The following is a 24,807-nucleotide window of genomic DNA, read 5'->3' on the forward strand; positions in this document are numbered from 1 at the left end:
ACACGACATGGTGCCCACCGGACCGTACGGCGGCTGGCCCTCGCCCATCGACGCCGCACTCGCCGCCTCCCACGACGGCCGCCCCGAATACCTCGGGACGGTCGGCGACGAGGTGTGGTGGACGGCGCCCAGGCCCGCCGAGCAGGGCCGCCGCGCCCTGGTGCGCCGCCGCGTCGGCCCCCTCGGCACCGCCGTCGAGGAGTCGGTGCTCCCGCCGCCGTGGAACGTCCGCAGCCGGGTCGTCGAGTACGGCGGGTCCCCCTGGGCCGCCGTGCCCCGCCCGGCCGGCGGCCCCCTCGTGGTCTTCGTCCACTTCGCCGACCAGCGGCTGTACGCGTACGAGCCCGACGCCCCCGGCGGCGCCCCGCCCCGCCCGCTGACCCCCCTCTCGTCCGTCGGCCGCGGGCTGCGCTGGGCCGACCCGGTGCTCCGGCCGGAGCACGGCGAGGTGTGGTGCGTGCTGGAGGAGTTCACCGGACCCGGGCCCACCGAGGTGCGCCGGGTGCTCGCGGCCGTACCGGTGGACGGCTCCGCCGCGGCCGACCGCACCGCCGTACGCGAACTCACCGACGGCAGGCACCGGTTCACCACCGGGCCCCGGATCGCGCCGGACGGGCGACGGGCCGCCTGGCTGGTCTGGGACCACCCCCGGATGCCCTGGGACGGCAGCGAGCTGCAGGTCGCCGAGGTCACCGGGACCGGCGCGCTGACCCGCGTGCGCACCGTGCTCGGCGGCCCCGAGGAGTCCGTGGCACAGGCCGACTGGGCCGCCGACGGCACCCTCCTCGCCGTCAGCGACCGCGGCGGCTGGTGGAACCCCTACCGGGTGGACCCCGACGCCCCCGAGGGCTCGGGCGGCAAGGCCGTCAACCTCTGCCCGCGGGACGAGGAGTTCGGCGGGGCGCTGTGGAAGACGGGGCTGCGCTGGTTCGCCCCGCTCGGGGGCGGCCTGATCGCCGTCCTGCACGGCCGGGGCTCCTCCGTGCTCGGCGTCCTCGACCCCGAGACCGGGGACCTCGTCGACGCCGCCGGCCCCTGGACCTCCTGGTGCCCCACCCTCGCCGCGCACGGCACCCGGGTCGTCGGCGTCGCCGCCAGCCCGCGCAGCGGCTACGAAGTGGTCGAGCTCGACACCTCCACCGGCCGCACCCGCGTGATCGGCGCCCGCGCCACCGACCCCGTCGACCCCGCCTACTACCCGGAACCGCAGAGCCGCACCTTCACCGGGCCCGACAACCGCGAGATCCACGCCCACGTCTACCCGCCCCACAACCCCGGCCGAGCCGCGCCCGCCGACGAACTGCCGCCCTACGTGGTGTGGGCGCACGGCGGCCCGACCGACCATGTCGAGCCCGTACTCGACCTGCACATCGCCTACTTCACCTCGCGCGGCATCGGCGTGGCCGAGGTCAACTACGGCGGCTCCACCGGCTACGGGCGGGCCTACCGCGAACGGCTGCGCGAGCAGTGGGGCGTGGTCGACGTGGAGGACTGCGCCGCCGTCGCCCGCGCGCTGGCCGCCGAGGGCACCGCCGACCCGGCCCGGCTCGCCATCCGCGGCGGCAGCGCCGGCGGCTGGACCGCCGCCGCCTCCCTGGCCGCCACCGACGTGTACGCCTGCGGCACGATCAAGTACCCGGTGCTCGACCTCGTCGGCATCGCCGACGAGACCCACGACCTGGAGTCCCAGTACCTCACCGGGCTCGCCGGACCGCCCGAGACCCTCGCCGTGCGCTGCCGGGAACGCTCCCCGCTGGCCCGCGCCGACCGCATCCGGGTGCCCTTCCTGCTGCTCCAGGGACTCGACGACGCCGTCTGCCCGCCCGTACAGGCCGAGCGCTTCCTCGCCCGGATGCACGGCCGGCAGGTGCCGCACGCCTACCTCGCCTTCGAGGGGGAGGGCCACGGCTTCCGGCGGGCCGAGACCATGGTGCGCGCCCTGGAGGCCGAACTCTCCCTGTACGCGCAGGTCTTCGGCATCGACCGGGACGACGTCCCCCCGCTGGAGCTCGGCACGTGAGCGGTGGGAACGACCGCAGGGGCGATCAGGAGGACGGCCGTTGGACCGACGGCGGGGCCAACGGCGGGGTCGACGGCGGGAATGACGGCGCCAAGGTCCTCGCCGAAGGGCCGCGCGTGGTGCTCCGCCCCTACCGGCTCGACGACGGGCCCGAGTTCACCGCGCGGGTGCGCGAGAGCCGGGACCTGCACCGCCCGTGGCTCTTCCCGCCGGAGACCCCGGAGGCGTACGAGCCGTACGCCACCCGGATGATCGAGGACGACACCCGGGCCGGGTTCCTCGTGTGCGACCGGGTGGCCGGGACGGACGGCGCCGCGGCCGCCGGCCCCATCGCCGGCTTCGTCAACGTCAACAACATCGTGCGCGGCGGCTTCCAGTGCGGTGCGCTCGGCTACGGCGCCTTCGCGCACGCCGCCGGCCGGGGGCTGTTCGCAGAAGCCATGGACCTCGTCGTCGGCTACGCCTTCGGGCCGCTCGGGCTGCACCGGCTGGAGGCCAACATCCAGCCCGGCAACGCCCCTTCGATCGCCCTGGTGCGCGGCCGCGGCTTCCGGCTGGAGGGGTTCTCGCCCGATTTCCTGCGCATCGACGGCGAGTGGCGCGACCACGAACGCTGGGCCCTCACCCGGGAGATGACCGGAGCGGGGTGAGCGGCCGGCGTCCGGACCGGTCCCTGCCTGCACCCCGCCCGGTCGCTGCCGGCACCCCGCCCGGTCCCGCCCGCACTCCGCCGGCGCCGGCCCGCCGCCGCTGGTCCGTACCTGTGCCCGGTTTTGCCCAATCCTTGCGTGATGATCCCCTGGTGGCGTCGCCACGGGGCGTGTTCGATGAACTCCGGGGGGTGCGCCGGCGTGTGGCGTGCCGCACACGAAGGTGGGGTTTCCTTGGCCACGACCGTCCGACGTGCCGTACTGACGCTGCCCGCGGCCCCGCTGGGGCCGGAGAACCCGCTGCCCGCGCTGCGGACCCTCGACGAGGCGCACGTCCTCGACGAGCGCTCCCGCGACGGGCTGCCGCGCGACATGGCCCGCCAGATCGGGTACGCCCCGCTGCGCGGTGTCCTGCCGGCGCGCATCCTCGACGGGTACGGACGCGAGCGGTCGGAGCGGGAGTTCGAGGCGGTCGTCATCGAGAACTCCCGGCTGCGGGCCACCGTGCTGCCCGAACTCGGCGGGCGCGTCCACTCCCTGACCGAGAAGACCCCCGACGGCGCCGAACGGGAACTGCTGTACCGCAACCCGGTGTTCCAGCCCGCCGCCTTCGCGCTCAACGGGGCCTGGTTCTCCGGCGGCATCGAGTGGAACATCGGCGCCACCGGCCACACCACGCTGTCCTGCGCGACCCTCCACACCGCGCTGGTCCCGGCCCCCGACGGCGGCACGATGCTCCGCATGTGGGAGTGGGAGCGGCTGCGCGACCTGCCCTTCCAGGTGGACCTCTGGCTCCCCGAGGACTCCGCCTTCCTCTACGCCGGGGTCCGGGTGCGCAACCCGCACGAGCACCCGGCCCCCGTGTACTGGTGGTCCAACATCGCCGTGCCCGAGCACGAGGGCACCCGCGTCCTCGCCCCCGCCGACGAGGCCTGGCGGTTCGGCTACGAGCGCACCCTGAGCCGCACCCCCGTCCCGGAGTGGGAGGGCGCGGACCGCACGTACCCGCTGCGCGGCGAGTACCCCGCCGACTACTTCTACGAGCTCCCCGACGGCACCCGCCCCTGGATCGCGGCCCTCGGCGAGGACGGCCGGGGCCTGGTGCAGACCTCCACCGCCGCGCTGCGCGGCCGCAAGCTGTTCGTCTGGGGCTCGGGCACGGGCGGCCGGCGCTGGCAGGAATGGCTCACCGAGCCCGGCACGGGCGGCTACGCCGAGATCCAGGCCGGCCTGGCCCGTACCCAGCTGGAGCACGTGAAGCTGGCCGCCGGGGGCGAGTTCAGCTGGCTGGAGGCGTACGGGCCGCTCGCCGCCGACCCGGGCGCGGTGCACGGCGACGACTGGGCCCTGGCCCGCGAGGAGGCCGGCGCCCGGCTGGCCGCGGCGCTGCCCCGGGCGGCGGTCGACGCGGCGTACGAGGCCTGGCGCCCGTACGCCGACCACGAGCCGGGGGAGCGCTGGGTGACCGGCTCCGGCTGGGGCGCGCTGGAGGTGGTGCGCGGCGGCCTGAAACTGCCCGGCACGCCCTTCGAGGAGACCGGCCTGGGCGAGCAGCAGACGCCCTGGCTGGAACTGCTGCGCACCGGCGCCTTCCCGGCGCCGCGGCGGGTGGTGCCGCCCGGCCCGAGCCTGGTCGCCCCGCACTGGCGGGACATGCTGGAGACCGCCCCGGCCGACCCGCTCACCGAGTACCACCTCGGGGTGGCCCAGTGGCACGCCGGGGACGTGGCGCAGGCGGTGCGCAGCTGGGAGCGCGGGCTGGAGCTGGCGCCCTCCCGCTGGCCGCTGCTGCGCTGCCTGGCGGTGGCCGACGAACTGGCCGGGGACGCGGAGCGGGCCGCCGACCGGTACGCCGAGGCCTTCGAGGACCTGTGCGAGGAGTGCCGGGGCGGCGAGGCGTGGACCGCGGCGCTGACGGCGCTGGGCCGGGAGGCGCTGGCGGCCCTGCTCGCCGCCGCGCGGCCGGAGGGGGCGCGGGCCGTGTGGGAGCGGCTGCCGCCCGCGATCCGTGCCCGCGGGCGGTTCCGGCTGCTGGAGTCCCGGCTGCTGCTGGCGGAGGGCGACATCGAGGGCGCCCGCGCCGTCTTCGACGCGGGCTTCGAGGTGGCCGACCTGCGCGAGGGCGACACCGCCGTGTCCGACCAGTGGTCCCGGCTCACCGACGCCCCGGTCCCGGCCCGTTACGACTTCCGGATGCGCCCCTGAGGGGGCGGTGCGGCGGCCGCCCGCGCCGGGCCCCGGGTCACACCCGGCAGAGGACCTCGCCGTTCAGGACCGAGAACCAGGCGTCGGGCGACGCGGTCCACTCGTGCCACGCGGCGGCGACCTCCTCCAGGCCCTCCCGGGTGGTGTGGCCGCCGGCGACCGCCAGTTCCGCGTACGACGAGGCGGTCGTCCGGTCCGCCCACAGCCCGCTCCACCAGGCCCGCTCCTCCGGCGTGGCGTAGCACCACGCGGTGGCCGAGGCCCTGATGTCCGCGTCCGCGAAGCCGGCCGCCCGCGCCCACCCCAGCAGCCGCCGCCCGGCGTCGGGCTCGCCGCCGTTGGCCCGCGCCACCCGGTCGTACAGCCGCTGCCACCCCACCAGCCCCGGCACCTCGGGGAACCAGGTCATGGCCGCGTAGTCCGCGTCCCGTGCCGCGACGACCCCGCCTGGGCGGCAGACCCGGCGCATCTCCCGCAGCGCCCCCACCGGGTCGGACACGTGCTGCAGCACCTGGTGGGCGTGGACCACGTCGAAGCTGTCGTCCGGGAAGTCCAGCGCGTGCACGTCGGCCGTCGCGAACTCCACGTTCGTCAGGCCCCGTTCGGCCGCGAACGCCCGGGCGGAGTCCAGTACGCCCTCAGCGGCGTCCACCGCCGTGACCCGTCCCGGCGCCACCAGCTCCGCCAGGTCCGCGGTGATCGTGCCCGGCCCGCAGCCGACGTCCAGCACGGCCAGGCCCGGCCGCAGCTCCCCGATCAGATAGGCGGCCGAATTGGCGGCGGTGCGCCAGCGGTGCGAGCGCAGCACCGACTCGTGGTGGCCGTGCGTGTAGGTGGCGGACTCTGCGGCGCCCCGATGCGGCGTGCTGGCGGGCATGGCGGCAACTCCCTTGTTCCTCCGTGCTTTCCCGGTCGCTCACCACCGTAGAGGATCATGTCGCACTCTGAGATATGTGTTTTGCCATGTGGACACGAGTCAAGCAGGGCAAGGGGCTTGGCGGGACCGGTGGCAGGGTTCTGGCGGGCCGAGGACAGTGGGCGAAGGAGGGGGCGCAAGGGAGAGGGACGGGAGAGGACGGTGGCCGTGATGGCCGAACCCCTGCTGGACCGGCACGCCGATGCCCTGGAGCTCTTCGGCGGACTCGTGCACGCCGTGCGTCCCGATCAGTGGGACGCGTCCACGCCCTGCACCGAGTGGACCGTGCGCGACCTGGTCAACCACGTCACCGGCGAGCAACTGTGGATCCCGCCGCTGGTCTCCGAGGGCCGTACCGTCGCCGACGTCGGCGACGCCCTCTCCGGCGACCTGCTCGGCGACGACCCGGCCGCCGCCTGGGACCGCGCCGCCGAGGGCGCCTCCGCCGCCCTCGCCGAACCCGGCGCCCTGGAGCGCACCGTGCAACTGTCGTACGGGCCGGCCAAGGGGGCCGCCTACTGCTCCGAGCTGACCGCGGACACCGTGGTGCACGCCTGGGACCTCGCCCGGGGCATCGGGGCCGACGACCGGCTCCCGGTCGACCTGGTCGAGTTCTCCCTCAAGGAGGTCATGCCGTACGCCGGCACCCTCGCCGACAGCGGGATGTACGCCCCGCCCGTGGACATCCCCCCGGGCGCCGACGCGCAGACCCGGCTGCTGGCGCTGCTGGGCCGCAAGGCCTGAGGCGTCCCGGCCCCCGGCGCCGCCCCGCGTCCCCGCGCCTGACCCGGTTTCTCGAATAAAGGGGCAGAACCGGGCAAACCTCCGTATAAAGGTGGGCGGAGGACGAGGCGCGAGGACCAGGCGTGGAGACCAGGCGCGACGACGCGGAAGGGGCGGTGACGGTCATGCGGCGGACGGCGGCGGAAGGCCGAGGCCCCGTCCGGTACGGGCCGCCCGCCCCCGAACCCGGCCTGCCGGCCCTCCCCGAGCTGACCGCGGTCCTGGCCGCCGCCGCGGACCGCTCCGCGCCCGAACCGCCGGGCGGCGGCGAGCCCGTACGGGAGGCCGCGCGCGGGTACTGGGAGCGCCGCGGCCTCTCCGCGGGCCCGGACCGGGTGGCCGCCGCGCCCGGCGCGCCCGCACTGCTGCTCGCGCTGCTCGGGGCGTACGGCGGCGACGTGCTGATGCCCCGCCCCTGTCCCGCCTGGTGGACCCCGCAGGTCCGGCTGCTGGGACGGCGGGCGTACCACGTGCCCACCCCCGCCGAATGCGGGGGAGTCCCCGACCCGTATGCGCTGCTGGAGACCGTACGCCGGGTCCGCGCCGAGGGCGGCGACCCCCGGCTGGTGATGCTGTCCGTGGCCGACGACCCCACCGCCACCGTCGCCCCGCCCGAGGTGCTCCGCGAGGCCTGCGAGGCGGCCGTCTCCGAAGGGCTCCACCTGCTCAGCGACGAGACCTGGCGCGACACCCTGCACCGCCCGCAGGAGACCGTGCTGTTCAGCCCCGCCGAGATGTGCCCCGAGCAGGTCACCGTACTGACCGACCTCGGCGGATCCCTGCTGCCGCCCGGCTGGCCCGCCGCCCTCGCCCGCTTCCCCGGCACCCCCCAGGGCGCCCGGCTGCGGGCCCGCACCCTCGACCGGCTCACGGCCACCGGCGCCTTCCTCGCCGCACCCGTCGCCGCGGCCGCCGCCCACGCCCTCACCGAACCCGAGGCCGTCGCCTCCCGCGCCCGCCGGGCGGCCACCCTGCACGGCCACGTCGCCACCGCCCTGCACGCCGCCCTGCTGCGGGCCGGCGCCCTCGCCCGGCCCCCGCAGGCGGGCCGCCACCTCTACGCCGACCTCACCCCGCTACGGCCGGGACTCGCCCGGCACGGCATCGGCGACGCCATGGAACTGGAGGACCACCTCGGCACCCGCCTCGGCACCCCCACCCCCGGCGGCCAGCGCTTCGGCGACGACCTCGGCGCCCCCCGCGTCCGGCTGGCCACCGGCCCGCTGCTCGGCGCCACCGAGGAGGAGCGGCTCGCCGCCCTCGCCGCCCCCGACCCGCTGGCCGTGCCCCATGTGGCACGCGCCCTGAGCACCTTCGGATCGGTGCTCGCCGAACTGGAGTGACGGCACGGACCGGCGGCGCAGCGCCCCGTGACTCGCCAGGAACCGCCCGCGAATGGAGTCGCACCGATGACGGAACAGACGGAACGGACCGTGCGGGCCACCCCGCCCGCGCGCCCGGCGCAGCCCGTCCGCCCGGCGCCCGGAGTCCGCCCGCTCGGCGAACCCCGCACCTGGCCCCGGTCCTTCGCCGACCGCCTCACCGCACCCCTGCCCGGCGTGCGGGGCTTCGCCCGGCTGGCCCGCGAGGGCGCGTTCCGGCCCACCGCCGAGGCCCTCAGCGGCATCCCCGACCTGCCCTTCGCCCCGGAGCCGCTGCCCCCCGCCGGCACCGGCACGGTCACCGTCACCTGGGCCGGCCACGCGAGCTGGGTGATCAGGACCGGCGGCCTGACCGTGCTCACCGACCCGGTGTGGTCCCGCCGCATCCTCGGCACCCCCGCCCGGATGACCCCCGTCGGCGTCCGCTGGGAGGACCTGCCGCCGGTGGACGCGGTGGTGATCAGCCACAACCACTACGACCACCTCGACGTCCCCACCCTGCGCCGGCTGCCGCGCGACACCCACCTGTTCGTCCCGGCCGGCCTCGCCCGCTGGTGCCGGCGCCGAGGGTTCACCCGGGTCACCGAGCTGGACTGGTGGGAGGCCGTCGAACTCGACGGCGTGCGCTTCGACTTCGTACCGGCGCACCACTGGTCCAAACGCACCCTGTTCGACACCTGCCGCACCCTGTGGGGCGGCTGGGTGCTCACCGACACGCGCACCGGCCACCGGGTCCACTTCGCGGGGGACACCGGCTACGGCCACTGGTTCGCGGAGATCGGCCGCCGCTTCCCCGGCATCGACCTGGCCCTGCTGCCGATCGGCGCGTACGCCCCGCGGTGGTGGCTGCGCGACGTGCACGCCGATCCGGAGGAGGCCGTACAGGCCCACCTCGACCTGGGCGCGGCCCGGATGGCGCCGATGCACTGGGCCACCTTCGTGCTGTCGGCCGAGCCCGTACTGGAACCGCTCATCCGGCTCCGCGCCGCCTGGGCCCGCGCGGAGCTGCCCCCGGACGCCCTCTGGGACCTCCCGATCGGCGGCTCCCGGGTGCTGGCCGGCTGAGGCCGGGGCGGGCGGCGGGGGAGGGCGCGATCAGGCCGGGGCAGGCCGGGTCAGGCGAGGGCCGGCGTCTTGCGGCGGGCCCGTGCCCGCGAGGGAGCTGCTCCCGCGAGGGAGCTGCTCCCGCGACGGGTTCGGCACCCGCGACGGGTTCGGCACCCGCGACCTGTTCGTAACCCGCCACGGGCCCGGCTGCCGTCAAGGCCCCGGTGCCAGGGCGCCTTCCGGGCCCTGCTCCGCACCGAGGGCCGCCAGCAGCCAGTCGTGGCACCCCCCGGGCGTGGGCGCCGGGCGGTCGCCGGGCGGGGTGAGCACTCCGGAGACCAGCTCCCAGTAGCCGTCGAGCCGCGGGTCGGTGGCCAGCCGGCCGGCCAGCAGCTGCCGGAAGCCGGGCGTGTCGCGGGCGCCGTACGCGCTCGCGTACGCGGCCACGAAGCAGTCCAGCGCCTCGCCGGGCCGCGGCTCCCGCTCCCCGAGCAGCTGGGCGCCCGCGAGCTCGTACGCCTCGGCCAGACCCCCGTACAGCACCGCGACCTCGCTCGCCCCGGCGGACCGGTGCGCCTCGGGCTGGCAGGCCCGGCCCCCGGTGCAGGGGTCCGACGCGAAGGCGTACAGCCGGGCGAAGGCGAGCACCTGGGCCGGCGCCGGGTCGTCCGGCGGCCGGGGCACGGCCCGTTCGAGGAACGCGGAGGCCGCCGGGGCCGGCATGCGCGGCGGCAGCCAGGCGCGCCAGAAGCGGGCCAGCGGTGCCGTGTTCGGCGGGGTGCTCACGGCGCCCACCAGCCGCAGCCGTTCGGCCCGCTCCCCCCGCGGGCTCTCGTGCACCAGCCGCAGCGCCGCCTCCCGCCAGCGCAACGCCGCGAGCTGCGAGCCGAGTTCACGCAGGTGGCCGGCGACCGCGTCCTCCAGGACTCCGCCGGTCGCGCCCGCCGCACCCGCGCCCTCGTCCTCCTCCTCCAGCACCCGGCGCACCTCGGGCACGGGCAGGTCCAGCGCGCGCAGCGAGCGGATCAGCTGCAGCCGGTCCACCGCCTCGGGGCCGTACCTGCGGTGTCCTCCCGCACTGCGGGCGGCCTCCGGGAGCAGGCCGTTGTCGGAGTAGAAGCGGACGGACTTGACGGTGGTGCCGGCCCGTTCGGCGAGCTCTCCGATGCTGCACAGGCCGTCGTGGGACGAGAACACTTGAACCTCCCTCTGGGGGAGTTATTACCGTACCGGCGAGCGCGGACGGGCGAACTGACGGTCGATCCGGTCCGCGCGGACGAGACGTACGTGAGGAGAGGGCCATGACCGTATTCATCCTGGTGTCCGGCGTGTTCACCGGCGGGCACGTCTGGGAGCGGACCGCCGGGCGGCTCACCGCGGCGGGTGCGACGGCCCACGCGGTGACGCTCACCGGCATGACCGGCCCGGAGCCCACGGGGGTGGCTCCGGCCCGGGACGCGCGGGACACGGACCTGGAGACGCACGTCGCCGACGTGGTCCGGGCCATCGACGCGGTCCCCGCGGACGCGGCGGGCGACGGGATCGTGCTGGTCGGCCACGACTACGGCATCCACCCGGCGGTCGGCGCCGCCGACCGGCGCGCCGACCGCGTCCGCCGGGTCGTGTACCTCGACTCCGGCATGCCGATGGACGGCGTCCCCGCCCTGGCGGCGATTCCGGACCAGGGGGTGCGCGACGCGCTCGTACGCCGGGCCGGCGAGGGGACCGCCGGACCGCTGGCCCCTCCCGCGGACCCCGAGGAGTGGCAGCGCTGGGGCAGCACCGCGGGCGTCCCCGCGGCGGCCCTCGACCGGCTCACCGCCCTGGCCGCGCCGCAGCCGGCGGGCACCCTCCTCCAGCCGCTCGTCCTGACCGGCGCGGTGAAGGCGGTGCCGACCACCGGAGTCCTCTGCACGCTCAACGGGCCGGACATCGCGATGCTGGAGGCCCTGGTGGGCTTCGGCGAGCCCGCCCTGCAGGCCCTCGTCGACCCGCGCGTGACGTTCTTCGAGCTGCCGACCGGCCACTGGCCGATGCTCTCCTGCCCCGACGAGGTGGCCGGCGTCCTGCTGGCGGCCGCCGCCGACGAGGGTCACCGGCTCGCCCCGGCGGCCGCCGAGGTCCCCGGACACCTGCGGCCCTTCGCCCTGGACGTACCGGAGCGGCCGCGCGAGCGGAGCGGCAACGTCGACCTCTACCTGCCCGACACGGCCGACGGCCAGGCCGCACCGCTCCCCGCGGTGGTGATCGTCCACGGCGGGCCGGTGCCCGCGGAGGTGCAGCCCACGCCGCGCGACTGGCCGACGATCGGCGGTTACGCCCGACTCGCCGCCGAGCACGGGGTCGTCGGCGTGACGCTCGACCACCGGCTGCACGACCTCGCCGACTTCGAGCGTGCCGCCGGGGACGTCGCCGCCGCGGTGGAACGCGTACGGGCCGACCCGCGGGTCGACGGCGACCGGATCGCCCTGTGGTTCTTCTCGGGCGGCTCGCCGATGAGCGCCGACTGGCTCGGGGCGCCGCCGGCCTGGCTGCGCTGCCTGGCCGCCACGTACCCGGTGATGGACCCGCTGCCGAACTGGGGCCTGGCGGACAGCCGGTTCCACCCGGCGCGGGCCCTGCCCGCCGCCGGCGACCTGCCGGTGGTGCTGACCCGGGCGGGCCTCGAACAGCCGGTGATCCTGGAGACGGTCGACGCGTTCCTGGCCGCCGCGGAGGAGTGCGGGGCCCGTGTGGAGGTGGTCGAGGTGCCGAACGGCCACCACGGGTTCGAGACCCTCGACCCGACCGACGAGTCCCGCGACGCGATCCGCCGCTCGATGGCCGCCGTACTGGCCCACCTGAAGGCCTGACGCCCGGCCGTCCCCGAGACGGGCCCGGCCGGCCCCCGCCGCGCACTCGGCGGGGGCCGGCCGGGCCTACGGGCGTGCCGTGCTGCCCTCGGGCGGGGCGGGGCCGGCACATCCGGGCCACGTGCCCACCGGGCGGGCAGCGGACGGGCAACGGCGCACGGCCACCGGGCAGGCAGTCACCGCGTCCGCCCGCCCCGCCCGGCCCGCCCGCCCGGCCCGTCCGGCCCTGCCCGGACCCGGAGCCGGCCGGCGCACGCGACGGGGCCATGCGGCCCGCACCCGCCGCGGCGCGTCGGCGGACGGTCCCACGCGGCCCCCCGGGAGGGGCTACGCCGCCCGGCGGCGCAGGCGGCGCCAGACCGCCGGGGCCGCGCTGAGCAGCAGGGCCAGGGCCACGGCCAGGACCAGGCCCTTCCACGGCTCGTCGAACAGCGAGCCGCCCAGGATCCCGATCAGCTGGTACGTGGCCGCCCACGCCAGGCAGGCCGGCAGGTCCCCGCGGGCGAACGTGCGCAGCGGCATCTCCGCCAGCAGGCAGGCCAGCATCACCGGGATCCGCCCGGCAGGCACCAGCCGCGAGACCACCAGCACCGCCACCCCGTGCTCGGTGAGCCGCTCCTGCGCGGCTGCCAGCTTCTCCGGCGCCGCACGGTCCCGGAGCGCGGCCAGCCAGCGCGAGCCGTTGCGCGACCGCACCCCGCGCTGCCCGAGCCAGTACAGCGCCAGGTCCCCGGTGAACGCGCCCAGCGCCGCCACCACGAACACCAGCGCCAGGCCCCACGGCAGCGTCTCGTGGTGCAGCGCGACCACGGCGGCCGAACTCACCAGCGCACCCGTGGGGATGACCGGCATCAGCGCCCCCAGAGCCACCAGCAGGAACAGCGCCGGATAGCCCACCGCCTGCTGCGTCGACTCCGGCGGCACCTCCCGCGCCACCTCCAGCAGCATCACGCCACCACGCTCTCGCCGTGCCCCAGCGGCTCCGCCGCCACCCCCGGCGCCAGCGCGGCGGCGTGCCGGACGAACTCGTCCCCCGGGGCGTGGAACTCGTGCGGCCGCACCGCGTCCATCCCGATCGGCCAGTACGTGCCGAAGTGCACCGGCACCGCCCGCCGCGGCGGGCCCACCCGCACCAGCTCGGCCAGCGCGCGCGCCGCCCGGCGCGCGTCCAGGTGGCCGGGGCCCAGGAACGGACCCCAGCCGCCGACCGGCAGCAGCGCCACGTCCACCGGCCCCACTTCCTCGGCCATCGAGTCGAACAGCCCGGTGTCGCCGGCGAAGTACGTCCGGTCCTCGCCCTCCACCACGTACCCCAGCGCGGGCGCGACCCGGGGCCCGAACGGCAGCCGCCGCCCGTCGTGCCGGGCGCTGACCACCCGTACCGTCAGGTCCGCCACCCGCACCTCGTCACCGGGCGCCACCTCCGTCAGCGCCAGCCCGGGCAGCCGCGCCAGCGAAGGCACCGCCCGCGGCGCGCCGCGCGGCACCAGCACCCGGGTGCCGGGCGCCAGCCGGGCCAGGGAGGGCACGTGCAGGTGGTCGGCGTGCAGGTGCGAGACCAGCACCGCCTCGGCCACGGCCGCCGCGGCCGGCGGCGGTGCACCGCGGCGCCGGCGCAGATGGGCCAGCCGCCCGGCGAACAGCGGATCGGTGAGCACCCGCACCCCGGAGTCCTCGACCGTACAGGTGGCATGACCCCACCAGGTGATCTCCACCGGCACGCGCACCCCTCCTCGACCGCAGCGGCCTCGCCCCGGAGGCCGTCCCCCGAGCCTAGGCCGCCCGCGCCCGGAACGCCCGGTTCACCCGGTCGGCAGCGTGAAGCGGCGGACCACCTCGAAGCTCAGGTTGTCGTAGTTGGCGGTGAAGAACGGCGACACCGCCAGTTCCGTGCCCGAGGCCGCGTCGCGGGCCACCACGCGCGACCGGCGCGCCGTCTTGTCCAGGTCCGCCGCGTGGGCCCGGCCCAGCCGGACCGTACGGGCCACGGCGTCCGCCCGTACCGTCAGGAAGCAGTCCCAGACGCCCGGGCCGATCGGCCCGCCGCCGTCCACGGCGGAGAGCTCGACGTCCACCCGGAAGCCGGCCGTGCCCAGGTCCACGCCGCGCCGGGTGCCCTCCTCGGCGAGCTCCGGCGTCGGCCGCGGGGTCACCGGCACCGTCAGTTCGCGGCCGGTCGCCCGTTCCCGCAGCACCAGCTCGGACGGCTCGGGCCCCGCGCCGTACGACTCCAGGTACGCGTGCCCGGTCAGCCGGACGAGGCTCTCCTTCCAGCCCACCGACCGGAGGTGGTGCTGCGCCTTCACCGTGTCCGTCACGTCGAACAGTTCGTCCGGCAGCCCCGCGGCGGGGTCCCGGAAGCCCGGGAAGGCCTTGTACAGGCGCCCGCCGTCGGCCACCAGCTCCGGCGGGTTCTTCGCCGGGTCGTACCCGGCCAGCACCTCGAAGGCGTCCATCGCCCCGCCCAGGAAGCAGTACAGGCGGATCGAGTCGAGCTGCGTCAGCTCGCTCGCCATCTCCGGCGACCAGTACGCGTCGCACAGCAGCCGGCCGCGCCGGAAGACCTCCGCAGAGAACTCCGGGTAGTCCCGCCGCGCCCAGGCCGCCGGCCGCAGCGCCTTGGCCAGCAGCGCGCGGAAGTGCCGGCCCAGCATCCGGCGCCGCCCGACCGGGTCCTGGACGCGCCCGGCCACCATGGCCATCACGCGCTCGATGTGCTCCACCGTCTCGTGGGCGGTGCGGCTGCGCTGCGTGATGTTCTGGCCGTCCTCGCGGCGCCGCAGGTAGTAGCAGTCGTAGTCGCCGACCACGGAGATCTTCCCGGCGGCCAGGTAGGCCTCCGTCACGAACAGCTGGTCCTCGCCGAACCACAGGTCCTCGGGGTAGCGGATGCGCTCCCGCTCCAGGATCCGCCGGCGGATCAGCTTCGCGCTGTGCAGCGCCCGGTACACCTCCGAGGTGTACAGGTCGGCCACCTCGGCGTGCTTGTGCGCCTTGTCCGACACGGTGCGGCCCAGGCCCACCAGCCGGCCCAGCACCACGTCGCTGCCCTGCGTGTCGGCCATCCGCATCAGCCGCTCCAGGGTCTCGGGACCCAGCAGGTCGTCGGCGTCCACGACGTACACGTACCGGCCCCTGGCCAGGTCCAGCGCCCGGTTGCGCGGCCGGCTCGGACCGCCGGAGTTGGCCTGGTGCACCACCCGCACCTGCGGGTACCGGGCGGCGTAGCGGTCCAGCTCGGCCCCGCTGCCGTCCGTCGAGCCGTCGTCGACCGCGATCACCTCGATCCGGTCGACCCCCAGCGACTGGCCGACCACCGAGTCCAGGCACTCGGTGAGGTACGGCATCGCGTTGTAGACCGCGATCACCACGGAAATGTCCGGTTCGCGCTCGGGCTGCGGGGGTGGGCTGGGAAGGTACGTGCTCATTGCCGGATATTCCCGTTTCTGCGCGGCTGGCCAGGGCGTTGGAGGAGCGTACGAAACCTCTTCCGTACCAGGGGCGGCCGGGGTCCCGCCCGACGTTTTCGCCCCCCGCCACCCCCTCCTCGCGGACCGCCGATCGGAGTATGGTCGGGCGCCATGGATGAGGTGCGCGTGGCCGCGATCGCCAGTCTGGCCCCGCTCGAACAGCTCGACGCCGACCCGTTCGTCGTCGACACCCGCAGCCAGCACGCCATGTGCGCACGCTGGGCCGCCGACCAGGGGTACGTGGTGACGCGGCAGCTCTTCTTCTACGGGCTGCGCTCGGACCACTTCGGGCTCTGGTCCGACATCGACGCCGGGCAGGTGGACCTGTTCGTCGCCCCCAACCGGCGCGTCCTGGAACGCGCGCTGAGCTCCGTGGCCGAGTTCACCGCCGAGTGCGCGCGGCGCGGGGTGCGGCTGGAGACGGTGGGCGCCGACGAACCCACGTACACCCCGGCCATGAAGGCCGAGGTCCACCGCAGGCTCTCGATGCCGACCGCGGGCTACGACGGGACCTGAGCCGGGGCCGGCCGGGCTTGGCCGGCCGAGGCCCGGGCCGGATCCGGGAGCGCCGCCGGCGTGAGCCGCCGGGCCGCGCGGCCGGCCTGAGCCGCCGGGTGCCGACGCTCCGGCCGCTGCCGACGCTCCGGCCGCTGCCGACGCTCCGGCCGCCGCCGCCCCGGCGCCTACGGGCCGCCCGGCGTCCGTCGAGCACACTCCGCGCCCGGTGCGTCGCGAACCCCTCGTGCCGGGCACGTCGCGCACCCTCCGCGCCCGGCACGTGCCGCACGCAACCGCGCCCGGGAGGTGGCCACTCGGGACGTACCCGCGCCCGGGACGTACCCGCGCCCGGGGCGTGCCCGGCGCCCGGGGTGCACCCGGCGCCCGGGGCGTACGTGCGCCCGAATACGCCGTAAAGCACACCATTCGTGCGACGCTGGGGCGGGGGACCCGCGAGCCGCGGGCCGGGAGCCGAAGGCGGGTGGCGGGGTGCTGCGAGGGCGATGGCGGACCGCGGGCGGGGCGCTGCTGCGCGTCCTCGTGGTCTGGGCGGTCTCCACCCTCACGATGCTCGCCCTGGCCGGCCTGCTGCCCGAGTTCCAGCTCCAGTCCGACGACGGCGACAGCATCACCCGGATCGCACTCACCGCCGCCTGGGGCGCCGGAGCCTTCGGCGTGCTCAACGCCCTGGTCTGGCCGGTGCTGGTGCGCGCCCTGCTGCTCGTCCCAGCCCTGGTCCTCGGCCTGTTGGTGTTCTTCCTCAACGGCTCGCTGCTGCTGATCGCCCTCGACCTGATCCCCGACGGCCGCGGCGAGGCCGACCCGGAGACCGCCGTCGTGGTCGCCGCCGTCATGTCGGCCGTCGCCTCCGCCACCGCCACCGCCCTCGCCGTCCGCGACGACGACGCCTACCGGCGCCGCCTCTCCCGGCTCGCCGACCGCAACCGCCGGCGCCGCGACCGAGGCCGCGCGCCCGGCACCCCGGACGGCGCCCCCGGCCTGCTCTTCCTCCAGCTCGACGGCGTCGGCCACGACGTGCTGCGGCAGGCACTGGCCGAGGGCCTGATGCCCACCGTCGCCGGCTGGCTCGACTCCGGCGGCCACCGGCTGACGCCCTGGCACACCGACTGGTCCAGTCAGACCGGCGCCAGCCAGCTCGGCATCCTCCACGGCAGCAACTTCGACGTGCCCGCCTTCCGCTGGTACGAGAAGGACACCGGCGAGGTCGTCGTCTGCAACCGGCCCACCAGCGCCGCCGAACTCCAGCGCCGCGCCGTCGCCCGCACCAAGGACGGCGGCCTCCTCACCCTCGACGGCGCCAGCCGCGGCAATCTCTTCAGCGGCGGCGCCGACCAGCTCGCCCTGGTGCTGTCCCTGTCCGCCCGCCGGGGCCGCGCCAACCGGTCCCGGGCCGGCTACTTCGCGTACTTCTCCGACCCCGCCAACGCCGTGCGCACCGCCCTCTCCCTGGCGGCCGAGGTGGTCCGCGAGGTCGCCCAGTCGCTCTCCGCCCGGCTGCGGGGCGACCGCCCGCGCGTCTCCCGCGGCGGCGCCTACCCCTTCATCCGCGCCTTCGCGACCGTCGTCGAGCGCGACGTCGTGGTGGCCGCCGTGATGGGCGACCTGCTCGCCGGGCGCGCCGCCGTGTACGCCGACCTCGTCGCGTACGACGAAGTGGCCCACCACTCCGGCCCCCGCAGCCGGGACGCCGGCAAGGTCCTCGAACGCCTGGACCGCAGCATCGCCCTGATCGCCAAGGCGGCGGAGCACGCCCCCCGCCCCTACCGGATCGTGCTGCTCTCCGACCACGGCCAGAGCCCCGGCGAGACGTTCCTCGGCCGGTACGGGCTGACGCTGAAGGACCTGGTCCGGGCCGGCTGCGGGCTGCCGGTCTCCCGCCGGGCCGGCCGCACCCGCAGCGGCGCCGAGGCGCGGGCCGCCGTACGCGCCGCCCTGCACCGGCCGGTCGAGGAAGAGGAGGGGGAGGAGGCGCCCCCGGCCCGCCGCTCCGAGCCGGTGGTGCTGGCCTCGGGCAACCTGGGCCTGGTCTCGTTCCCCGGCCTGCCCGGCCGGGTGACCCGGCAGCGGATCGAGCGCCGGCACCCGGCGCTGCTGGCCACCCTCGCCGCCCATCCGGGCATCGGCTTCCTGCTGGTGCGCGAGGAGAGCGGCGCCTCGGTGGTGCTGGCCGGCGGCGGGGCCGAGGCCCGGCTGGACGAACCGGGGGCGGTGGAGACCCTGCTCGCGGACTTCGGGCCGGGCGCGGCCGAGGCCGTACGGCGCACCGACACCTTCCCGCACGTCGCGGACGTCATGGTCAACTCCGCGTACCACCCGGAGACCGGGGAGGTGCACGCCTTCGAGGAGCAGATCGGCTCCCACGGCGGGCTCGGCGGCGAGCAAAGCCGGCCCTTCCTGCTCTGGCCGGTCGAGCTGTCGGCGCCCGGGGAACCGGTCGGCGCGGAGCGGGTGCACCGGGTGCTGCGCCGCTGGCTGCGCGAGGGCGCGGGCCCTGAGGTGCCGGTGGGCGCGGGGGCGGCGGCGTCCGGGGAGGCGGTGCCGGACACGCCCCCGGAGGCCGGACCGGACGGGCGGGGGGTGGGGCCGGACGCGCGGACGGAGGCCGGACCGGACGGGCACGTGGTGGCGCCGGACGGGCAGGCGGTGGCGCCGGACGGGCACGTGGTGGCGCCGGACGCGGTGCAGGATCACCGGCCCGGGGGCGTTCCGGACGCAACACTTCCGCCCGGCGGTGCCGTCGTACGGGACGAAACACGCTGATTTTGCCGCGCCCCGGCCGTACCCGACCATGGTCGCGTTTTTGGCAACGCAACGAGTCGAAGGCTGTACAACCGCACATGACCACCCCCATAGCCGCGGACGGGGCCACAAGCCGCTACTCCCGGCGATTCGGACTGCCCGTCGCGACCGCACTGGTCATGGGCAACATCATCGGAGGCGGCATCTTCCTGCTGCCCGCCTCCGTGGCCCCCTTCGGCACCATCAGCCTGGCCGCCTTCGGGGTCCTCACCCTCGGCGCGATCGCCCTGGCGCTGGTCTTCGGCCGGCTGGCCGGACGCCACCCGCAGACCGGCGGCCCCTACGTGTACGCCCGCGCCGCCTTTGGCGACTTCGCCGGCTTCCTGGCGGCCTGGAGCTACTGGATCACCACCTGGGTCTCCAACGCGGCCCTCGCCGTCGCCGCCGTCGGCTACCTGGACATCCTCCTCCCGCTGGGCTCGGCCTGGTCCGCGTGCCTGGCCGCCCTGCTGATCCAGTGGCTGCCCGCGCTCGCCAACCTCGCCGGCACCCGGTACGTGGGCGCCGTGCAACTGGTCGCCACCGTGCTGAAGTTCGCGCCGCTGCTGCTCGTGGCCGTCGGCGGCCTGTTCTTCTTCGACCCGGCCAACCTCGGGCCCTTCCTGGCCGAGGGCGAGAGCCCGCTCGGCGCGGTCTCGGCCGCCGCCGCGATCCTGCTCTTCAGCTACCTGGGCGTCGAATCCGCCGCCGTCAGCGCCGGCGAGGTCCGCGACCCGCGGCGCAACGTGGGCCGGGCCACCGTCCTCGGCACCCTCGGCGCAGCCGTGGTCTACCTGCTGGCCACGCTCGCCGTCTTCGGCCTGGTCGCCCACGACGAACTGGTCACCTCCCAGGCGCCGTTCTCCGCTGCGGTCGACGCCATGTTCGGCGGCACCTGGGGCGGGGCCGCCGTGGCCTGCGCGGCCCTGGTGTCGATGACCGGCGCGCTGAACGGCTGGACCCTGCTGAGCGCGCAGACCCCGTACGCGGCAGCCCGCGACGGGCTGTTCCCGCAGGTCTTCGCGGTGAAACGGCGCGGGGTGCCCGTGGCCGGCGTGCTGGTCACCGTGGTCCTGGCCTCGGCCCTCACCGTCTACAACTTCACCGCCGGGCCGGCCGGGGTCTTCGAGGTGCTGGTGCTGGTCACCACCTTCACGGCCACCGTGCCCTACCTGCTGTCCGCCGCCGCCCAGCTGTACTTCCTGGCCTCCGGGCAGCACGACCGGGTCCGCCGCGGGCGGCTGTTCCGCGACGCGCTGCTCGCCGGAGCGGCCTTCGCCTTCTCGATGTGGCTGGTCGCCGGCTCCGGGTACGCCGCGGTCTACCAGGGCGTGCTGTTCCTCTTCGCGGGCGTGCCGGTGTACGCCGTGATGGCCGCGCGGAGGCGGCGTACGGCGACGGGGCAGCCGGCGGCCGTGCCCGCACCGGGAGGCGAGCCGGTACCGGCCCATGAGCCCGTACCGGCCTCCGGCCCCGTACCGGACCCCAACCCCGTACCGGACCCCGACCCCGTACGCGAGCCCGCCGGGCGGTAATTCGGCTGCGCCGCGGATCCGGGGCGCCCAGACTGTGGGCGCACCGGATCCGCCCGGACCGGGCACCCAGACTCCCGGAGGGACCCCCGCCGTGCAGGCCGCCGTCGCCGTCACCCCCGCCCAGGTTCCCGAACTCCTCCTCGGCCTCGCGACCGTGCGGCCGGTGTTCCTGTGGGGTGCGCCCGGCATCGGGAAGTCGTCGCTGGTCAGGAAGTTCGCCGAATCACTGGGCCTGGAGTGCGTGAGTCTGCTCGGCACCCAGCTCGCGCCCGAGGACCTGATCGGCGTCCCCCAGATCCGGGACGGCCGGTCGGTCTTCTGCCCGCCCGAGGCGATCGCCCGCGACGAGCCGTACTGCCTCTTCCTCGACGAACTGAACGCGGCCACCCCGGACGTCCAGAAGGCGTTCTACTCGCTGATCCTCGACCGCCGCATCGGCAACTACGAACTGCCCGCCGGCTCCATCGTGATCGGCGCCGGCAACCGCGCCACCGACAACGCCTTGGCCCGGCCCATCGCCTCGGCGCTGGTCAACCGCCTCACCCACGTGCACCTGAGCGCCTCCGCCGCGGACTGGCTGGTCTGGGCGGGCGAGCACGGCATCCACCCCTGGGTGACCGACTACCTGACCGACCGCCCCGACCACCTGTGGTCCGCCCCGCCGAAGACCGAGGAGCCCTTCTCCACGCCCCGCTCCTGGCACATGCTCTCGGACGCGCTGCACTCCTTCGGTGCCGGCCTCGACGAGGACACCCTCAAGGTCATCGCGCACGGCACCCTCACGCCCGCGCACGCCGTGTCCTTCTGCGGGTACGCGAAGATCGTCCGCCACACGTTCGGCATCGAGGCGATCATCAAGGGCGACGCGTCCTGGCCGGGCCGGCCGCAGGACCGGGACCTCCTCTACTACCTGGCGGAGGCCTTCCGGGGCCGCCTGGTCAAGGAGCTGCCCGCCCGCAAGGAGCACGTCTCGCCGGCCGTCCGCCAGACCGCGCACCGGGCCAAGTCGCTGCTGGTCCAGCTGGCCGAGATCTCGGTGGAGGTCGCCCAGACGGTCATCGCCGACGACGCCGACGGACAGCCGGTGCTGCCCGCCTGGTTCCTCATCGAGGCCGCCCGCGACATGCCGCGCCTGGTCGAGGCCCGCCGGTGAGCCGTACCGCGCGCAAACCTGCCGACCGCCCCGACCCGGCGGCCCAGGCCTTCGCCGCCGGACTCGCCCTGATCAAGCGGAACCCGGCCTTCGCCGCCGTGGACGCCGAGTTCTGCCGGAGCGCCGGCTGCACCCTCGGCCCCCGCAGGGGCCTGACCCGGGTGGACTCCAACGGCTACGTGCACGTCCACCCCACCCGTATCGCCGAGCCCGCCGAGTGGGCCTGGTCGATCGCCCACAGCCTGCTCCACCTCGGCTTCGGCCACCTGCCGGCGAGCCGCGAGGACGACCGCCCCGAGCCGGACGGCCCCCTCCTCGCGGCCCGCTGCGCCGTGGTCAACCGCTTCCTGCTCACCTTCCCCGCCGGCCGCGCCCCCGACGGCCTCCCCGGGACGTACCCCGGCGGCGACGAGGAGGAGCTGGCCGCCCGCTGGCGCCGCGACGGCATCCCGGCCGGCTACGAGGAGTGCGGCTCCGCACCGGGCGAGCCCGACCAGATCCTGCGGAAGTGGCCCTACGAGGGCCTCGGCCCCCCGGACTGGGGGGCCGCCTTCGCCCGGGCCCTGACCCGCAGCATCTCGGAGGCGATGGACACCGCCGGCGGGCGCCGCGACCGGAGCACCGGCGAGCTGGTGCCGCAGCGCCCCTGGGACCGCGCCCTGAACTGGTTCGTCTCCTCCTACCCGCTGCTCGGCGGCCTCGCGGCCGGCCTGACCGTGGTCGCCGACGCCGAGCTGGCCCGCGCCCACGACATCGCCGTGGCCGCCGTCAGCGCCGCCGCGGGCGAGATCTACGTCAATCCGCTGCGCACCTTCACCGACCCCGAGTGGCGGTTCATCCTGGCCCACGAGATGCTGCACGCCGCGCTGCGGCACGGCGAGCGCTGCGGGGCGCGCGACCCGTACCTCTTCAACGTCGCCGCCGACTACGTGGTCAACGGCTGGCTGGTGGAGATGGCGGTGGGCGACATGCCCGAGGGCCTGCTGTACGACCCGGAGCTGCGGGACCTGTCCGTCGAGGAGGTCTACGACCGGATCGCCGGCGACCTGCGTCGCCGCCGCCGGCTCGCCACCCTGCGCGGCAAGGGCCGGGGCGACATGCTGGCCGAGCCGCCGGCGCACGCGGGCGGCCGCCCGTACACCGACCTCGACGCCTTCTACCGGCGCGGCCTGGTCCAGGGCCTGGACCTGCACCGCCACCAGGACCGGGGGCTGCTGCCCGCCGGGCTGGTCGAGGAGATCCGGGCGCTGGCCCACCCGCCGGTGCCCTGGGACGCGCGGCTGGCCCGCTGGTTCGACGCGTACGTGCCGCGGCCCGAGCCGGTGCGCAGCTACGCCCGCCCCGCCCGCCGCCAGGCCGCCACCCCGGACATCCCGCGGGCCGGCCGGTACTTCCCGCCCGAGGAGACCCCCCGCTGCACCTTCGGGGTGGTGCTGGACACCTCCGGGTCCATGGACCGGGTACTGCTCGGCAAGGCGCTCGGGGCCATCGCCTCGTACGCGGCGGCCCGGGACGTGCCGGCGGCCCGGGTGGTGTTCTGCGACGCCGCCGCCCACGACGCCGGGTACCTCCAGCCCGCCGACATCGCGGGCCGGGTACGGGTGCGGGGGCGCGGCGGCACGACCCTGCAGCCGGGGATCGACCTGCTGGCCCGGGCCCCGGACTTCCCGGCGGCCGCGCCGGTGCTGGTGATCACCGACGGGTGGTGCGACGTGCTGCGCATCCGGCGCGAGCACGCCTTCCTGGTGCCGCAGGGGGCGTCGCTGCCGTTCACGCCGCGCGGGCCGGTCTTCCGGCTGGCCTGAGCGGGGGAGGCCGGCACGGCAGGATCCCGTACGTACGGCGGCCCGGCCCCCTCGAAAGGGGGCCGGGCCGCCGTACGTACCGCCGGTGCGACTAGTCGAGGTAGTCGCGCAGGACCTGGGAGCGGGACGGGTGGCGCAGCTTCGACATCGTCTTGGACTCGATCTGCCGGATCCGCTCACGGGTGACGCCGTAGACGCGGCCGATCTCGTCCAGCGTCTTCGGCTGGCCGTCGTTCAGGCCGTACCGCATGGACACGACACCCGCCTCACGCTCGGAGAGCGTGCCCAGGATCGACTGCAGCTGCTCCTGGAGGAAGGTGAAGGAGACCGCGTCGGCCGGGACCACGGCCTCGGAGTCCTCGATGAGGTCACCGAACTCGCTGTCGCCCTCCTCACCCAGCGGGGTGTGCAGGGAGATCGGCTCGCGGCCGTACTTCTGGACCTCGATGACCTTCTCCGGGGTCATGTCGAGCTCCTTGCCCAGCTCCTCCGGGGTGGGCTCGCGGCCCAGGTCCTGGAGCATCTGGCGCTGCACGCGGGCGAGCTTGTTGATGATCTCCACCATGTGCACCGGGATGCGGATGGTGCGCGACTGGTCGGCCATGGCGCGGGTGATCGCCTGCCGGATCCACCAGGTCGCGTAGGTGGAGAACTTGAAGCCCTTCGTGTAGTCGAACTTCTCGACCGCACGGATCAGGCCGACGTTGCCCTCCTGGATCAGGTCCAGGAAGAGCATGCCGCGGCCGGTGTAGCGCTTGGCGAGGGAGACCACGAGACGGAGGTTGGCCTCCAGCAGGTGGTTCTTCGCCCGGCGGCCGTCCTCGACCAGGATCTCCAGCTCGCGCTTGAAGGTCGCCTCGTGGTCGTCCTCCTCCTCGAGCTTGTACTCGGAGAAGAGACCGGCCTCGATGCGCTTGGCCAGCTCGACCTCCTGCTCGGCGTTGAGCAGCGGGACCTTGCCGATCAGCTTCAGGTAGTCCTTGACCGGGTCGGCGGTGGCACCCGCCACCATGACCGTCTGCGCCGGGGCGTCGTCGTCGTCCTCGTCCGACAGCACGAAGCCCTGGCCGGCGCCGGCCTTCTGCGTGTCCTCCTCGGACTCGTCGGCGAGCTCCTCCGTCCACTCCTCGCCCTCGACGAGCTCGACGTTCTCGCCCGCGTCGGCGTCCTTGGCCGTGGTCTTCTTCGCGGCGGTCTTCTTGGTCGCCGCCTTCTTGGCGGTGGCCTTCTTGACCGTGCGCTTCTTCGGCTCGGCGGCCGCGGCGGTGGTCTCCGCCTCGGCGGGCGAGGTGGTCGGCTGAGCGGATATCGCCGCCGCGGGGGCGGCGGCCGGGGCGGCCGCGGTCTTGCGGGCGCCGATGGGGCGCGGCGCAGCCGCCGCCTTCTTGGCCACGGTGCGGGCCGGGGCCGCCGCGGCCTTGCGCGGCTTCTTCGCGGCGGTCTTGGCGGCGGGCGCGGCGCTGACGTGCAGGGCCACCCCCTCCTCGTCCAGGACCTGGTTCAGGCTGCGCAGGACCCGCTTCCACTGGTCCACCGGGATGCGGCCGGCCTCGAAGGCCTGGCGCACGTCGTCACCGTTGATGTGACCCTGCTCGCGGCCACGCTCGACGAGCGCGACCAGGGCCTCGGATTCGGCGATCTCCGGAGGGAACGTACGGGACGGGCTGAGCGACACAAGGAGCCTCTCGTTGC

18 protein-coding genes are annotated in these 24,807 nt (G+C 75.9%); 12 read left to right on the forward strand and 6 right to left on the reverse strand.

The window, feature by feature from the left end:
• The first annotated feature begins 7 nt into the window (after positions 1 to 7).
• The 3 genes from ACIQUQ_RS29590 (at position 8) to ACIQUQ_RS29600 (ending at position 4,875) form a co-directional block, all read left to right on the forward strand.
• Positions 8 to 2,020, forward strand: a complete 2,013-nt coding sequence (locus tag ACIQUQ_RS29590) for a prolyl oligopeptidase family serine peptidase (RefSeq protein ID WP_403981930.1) — start codon at positions 8 to 10, stop codon at positions 2,018 to 2,020.
• A 116-nt stretch (positions 2,021 to 2,136) separates the two neighbouring features.
• Complete coding sequence (locus ACIQUQ_RS29595) at positions 2,137 to 2,670, forward strand: GNAT family N-acetyltransferase (protein WP_403982002.1); 534 nt, start codon at positions 2,137 to 2,139, stop codon at positions 2,668 to 2,670.
• Positions 2,671 to 2,904: 234 nt separating this feature from the next.
• Positions 2,905 to 4,875 (forward strand): DUF5107 domain-containing protein, encoded by a 1,971-nt coding sequence (locus ACIQUQ_RS29600; RefSeq protein WP_403981931.1) that lies wholly within the window; start codon positions 2,905 to 2,907, stop codon positions 4,873 to 4,875.
• A gap of 37 nt (positions 4,876 to 4,912) precedes the next feature.
• Here ACIQUQ_RS29600 and ACIQUQ_RS29605 read toward each other — a convergent pair whose 3' ends face one another.
• Positions 4,913 to 5,752 (reverse strand): methyltransferase domain-containing protein, encoded by an 840-nt coding sequence (locus ACIQUQ_RS29605; RefSeq protein ID WP_403981933.1) that lies wholly within the window; start codon positions 5,750 to 5,752, stop codon positions 4,913 to 4,915.
• A gap of 210 nt (positions 5,753 to 5,962) precedes the next feature.
• On the opposite strand from ACIQUQ_RS29605, the gene ACIQUQ_RS29610 reads away from it, so the two are divergent.
• The 3 genes from ACIQUQ_RS29610 (at position 5,963) to ACIQUQ_RS29620 (ending at position 9,021) form a co-directional block, all read left to right on the forward strand.
• Positions 5,963 to 6,535 (forward strand): TIGR03086 family metal-binding protein, encoded by a 573-nt coding sequence (locus ACIQUQ_RS29610; protein WP_403981936.1) that lies wholly within the window; start codon positions 5,963 to 5,965, stop codon positions 6,533 to 6,535.
• Between the two features lie 164 nt (positions 6,536 to 6,699).
• Positions 6,700 to 7,917 carry an aminotransferase class I/II-fold pyridoxal phosphate-dependent enzyme gene (locus ACIQUQ_RS29615; RefSeq protein ID WP_403982004.1) on the forward strand — a complete coding sequence of 406 codons (1,218 nt, stop codon included), beginning with the start codon at positions 6,700 to 6,702 and terminating at the stop codon, positions 7,915 to 7,917.
• Positions 7,918 to 7,983: 66 nt separating this feature from the next.
• Positions 7,984 to 9,021 (forward strand): MBL fold metallo-hydrolase, encoded by a 1,038-nt coding sequence (locus tag ACIQUQ_RS29620; protein WP_403981938.1) that lies wholly within the window; start codon positions 7,984 to 7,986, stop codon positions 9,019 to 9,021.
• Positions 9,022 to 9,216: 195 nt separating this feature from the next.
• Here ACIQUQ_RS29620 and ACIQUQ_RS29625 read toward each other — a convergent pair whose 3' ends face one another.
• Positions 9,217 to 10,200 (reverse strand): MerR family transcriptional regulator, encoded by a 984-nt coding sequence (locus tag ACIQUQ_RS29625; RefSeq protein WP_403981941.1) that lies wholly within the window; start codon positions 10,198 to 10,200, stop codon positions 9,217 to 9,219.
• 104 nt (positions 10,201 to 10,304) lie between these two features.
• Here ACIQUQ_RS29625 and ACIQUQ_RS29630 point away from each other — a divergent pair, with 104 nt between their 5' ends.
• Positions 10,305 to 11,855 carry an alpha/beta hydrolase gene (locus ACIQUQ_RS29630; protein ID WP_403981943.1) on the forward strand — a complete coding sequence of 517 codons (1,551 nt, stop codon included), beginning with the start codon at positions 10,305 to 10,307 and terminating at the stop codon, positions 11,853 to 11,855.
• A 327-nt stretch (positions 11,856 to 12,182) separates the two neighbouring features.
• Here the strand turns inward: ACIQUQ_RS29630 and ACIQUQ_RS29635 are convergent, their stop codons facing one another.
• The 3 genes from ACIQUQ_RS29635 to ACIQUQ_RS29645 all read right to left on the reverse strand — a co-directional run bounded on the left by ACIQUQ_RS29635 (position 12,183) and on the right by ACIQUQ_RS29645 (position 15,283).
• A complete protein-coding gene (locus ACIQUQ_RS29635; protein WP_403982007.1) occupies positions 12,183 to 12,803 on the reverse strand; it encodes a DedA family protein in 621 nt (206 codons plus the stop codon).
• The gene (locus ACIQUQ_RS29640) at positions 12,803 to 13,576 is read right to left on the reverse strand and encodes an MBL fold metallo-hydrolase (protein ID WP_399941111.1); all 774 of its coding nucleotides are present in this window, start codon (positions 13,574 to 13,576) and stop codon (positions 12,803 to 12,805) included. Before ACIQUQ_RS29640 ends, ACIQUQ_RS29635 begins: the two co-directional genes overlap by 1 nt.
• 81 nt (positions 13,577 to 13,657) lie before the next feature.
• A complete protein-coding gene (locus ACIQUQ_RS29645; protein WP_403981946.1) occupies positions 13,658 to 15,283 on the reverse strand; it encodes a glycosyltransferase in 1,626 nt (541 codons plus the stop codon).
• A 153-nt stretch (positions 15,284 to 15,436) separates the two neighbouring features.
• Here ACIQUQ_RS29645 and ACIQUQ_RS29650 point away from each other — a divergent pair, with 153 nt between their 5' ends.
• From ACIQUQ_RS29650 to ACIQUQ_RS29670, 5 genes are all read left to right on the forward strand, one after another.
• Positions 15,437 to 15,841 carry a hypothetical protein gene (locus ACIQUQ_RS29650; protein WP_403981949.1) on the forward strand — a complete coding sequence of 135 codons (405 nt, stop codon included), beginning with the start codon at positions 15,437 to 15,439 and terminating at the stop codon, positions 15,839 to 15,841.
• 471 nt (positions 15,842 to 16,312) lie between these two features.
• Positions 16,313 to 18,604, forward strand: a complete 2,292-nt coding sequence (locus ACIQUQ_RS29655) for a phage holin family protein (RefSeq protein WP_403981952.1) — start codon at positions 16,313 to 16,315, stop codon at positions 18,602 to 18,604.
• Positions 18,605 to 18,681: 77 nt separating this feature from the next.
• Positions 18,682 to 20,157 carry an amino acid permease gene (locus ACIQUQ_RS29660; protein WP_403981955.1) on the forward strand — a complete coding sequence of 492 codons (1,476 nt, stop codon included), beginning with the start codon at positions 18,682 to 18,684 and terminating at the stop codon, positions 20,155 to 20,157.
• Between the two features lie 91 nt (positions 20,158 to 20,248).
• The gene (locus tag ACIQUQ_RS29665; RefSeq protein ID WP_403981958.1) at positions 20,249 to 21,310 is read left to right on the forward strand and encodes an ATP-binding protein; all 1,062 of its coding nucleotides are present in this window, start codon (positions 20,249 to 20,251) and stop codon (positions 21,308 to 21,310) included.
• Positions 21,307 to 23,115: a hypothetical protein gene (locus tag ACIQUQ_RS29670; RefSeq protein ID WP_403981961.1), complete on the forward strand. Its 1,809-nt coding sequence runs from the start codon at positions 21,307 to 21,309 to the stop codon at positions 23,113 to 23,115. The genes ACIQUQ_RS29665 and ACIQUQ_RS29670 overlap by 4 nt, the downstream gene beginning before the upstream one ends.
• Before the next feature lie 91 nt (positions 23,116 to 23,206).
• Here ACIQUQ_RS29670 and ACIQUQ_RS29675 read toward each other — a convergent pair whose 3' ends face one another.
• Positions 23,207 to 24,790: an RNA polymerase sigma factor gene (locus ACIQUQ_RS29675; RefSeq protein WP_403981964.1), complete on the reverse strand. Its 1,584-nt coding sequence runs from the start codon at positions 24,788 to 24,790 to the stop codon at positions 23,207 to 23,209.
• Between the last annotated feature and the right edge of the window lie 17 nt (positions 24,791 to 24,807).

The sequence above is a fragment of the Streptomyces sp. NPDC101118 genome, from assembly GCF_044759445.1.
Classification (GTDB): domain Bacteria; phylum Actinomycetota; class Actinomycetes; order Streptomycetales; family Streptomycetaceae; genus Streptomyces.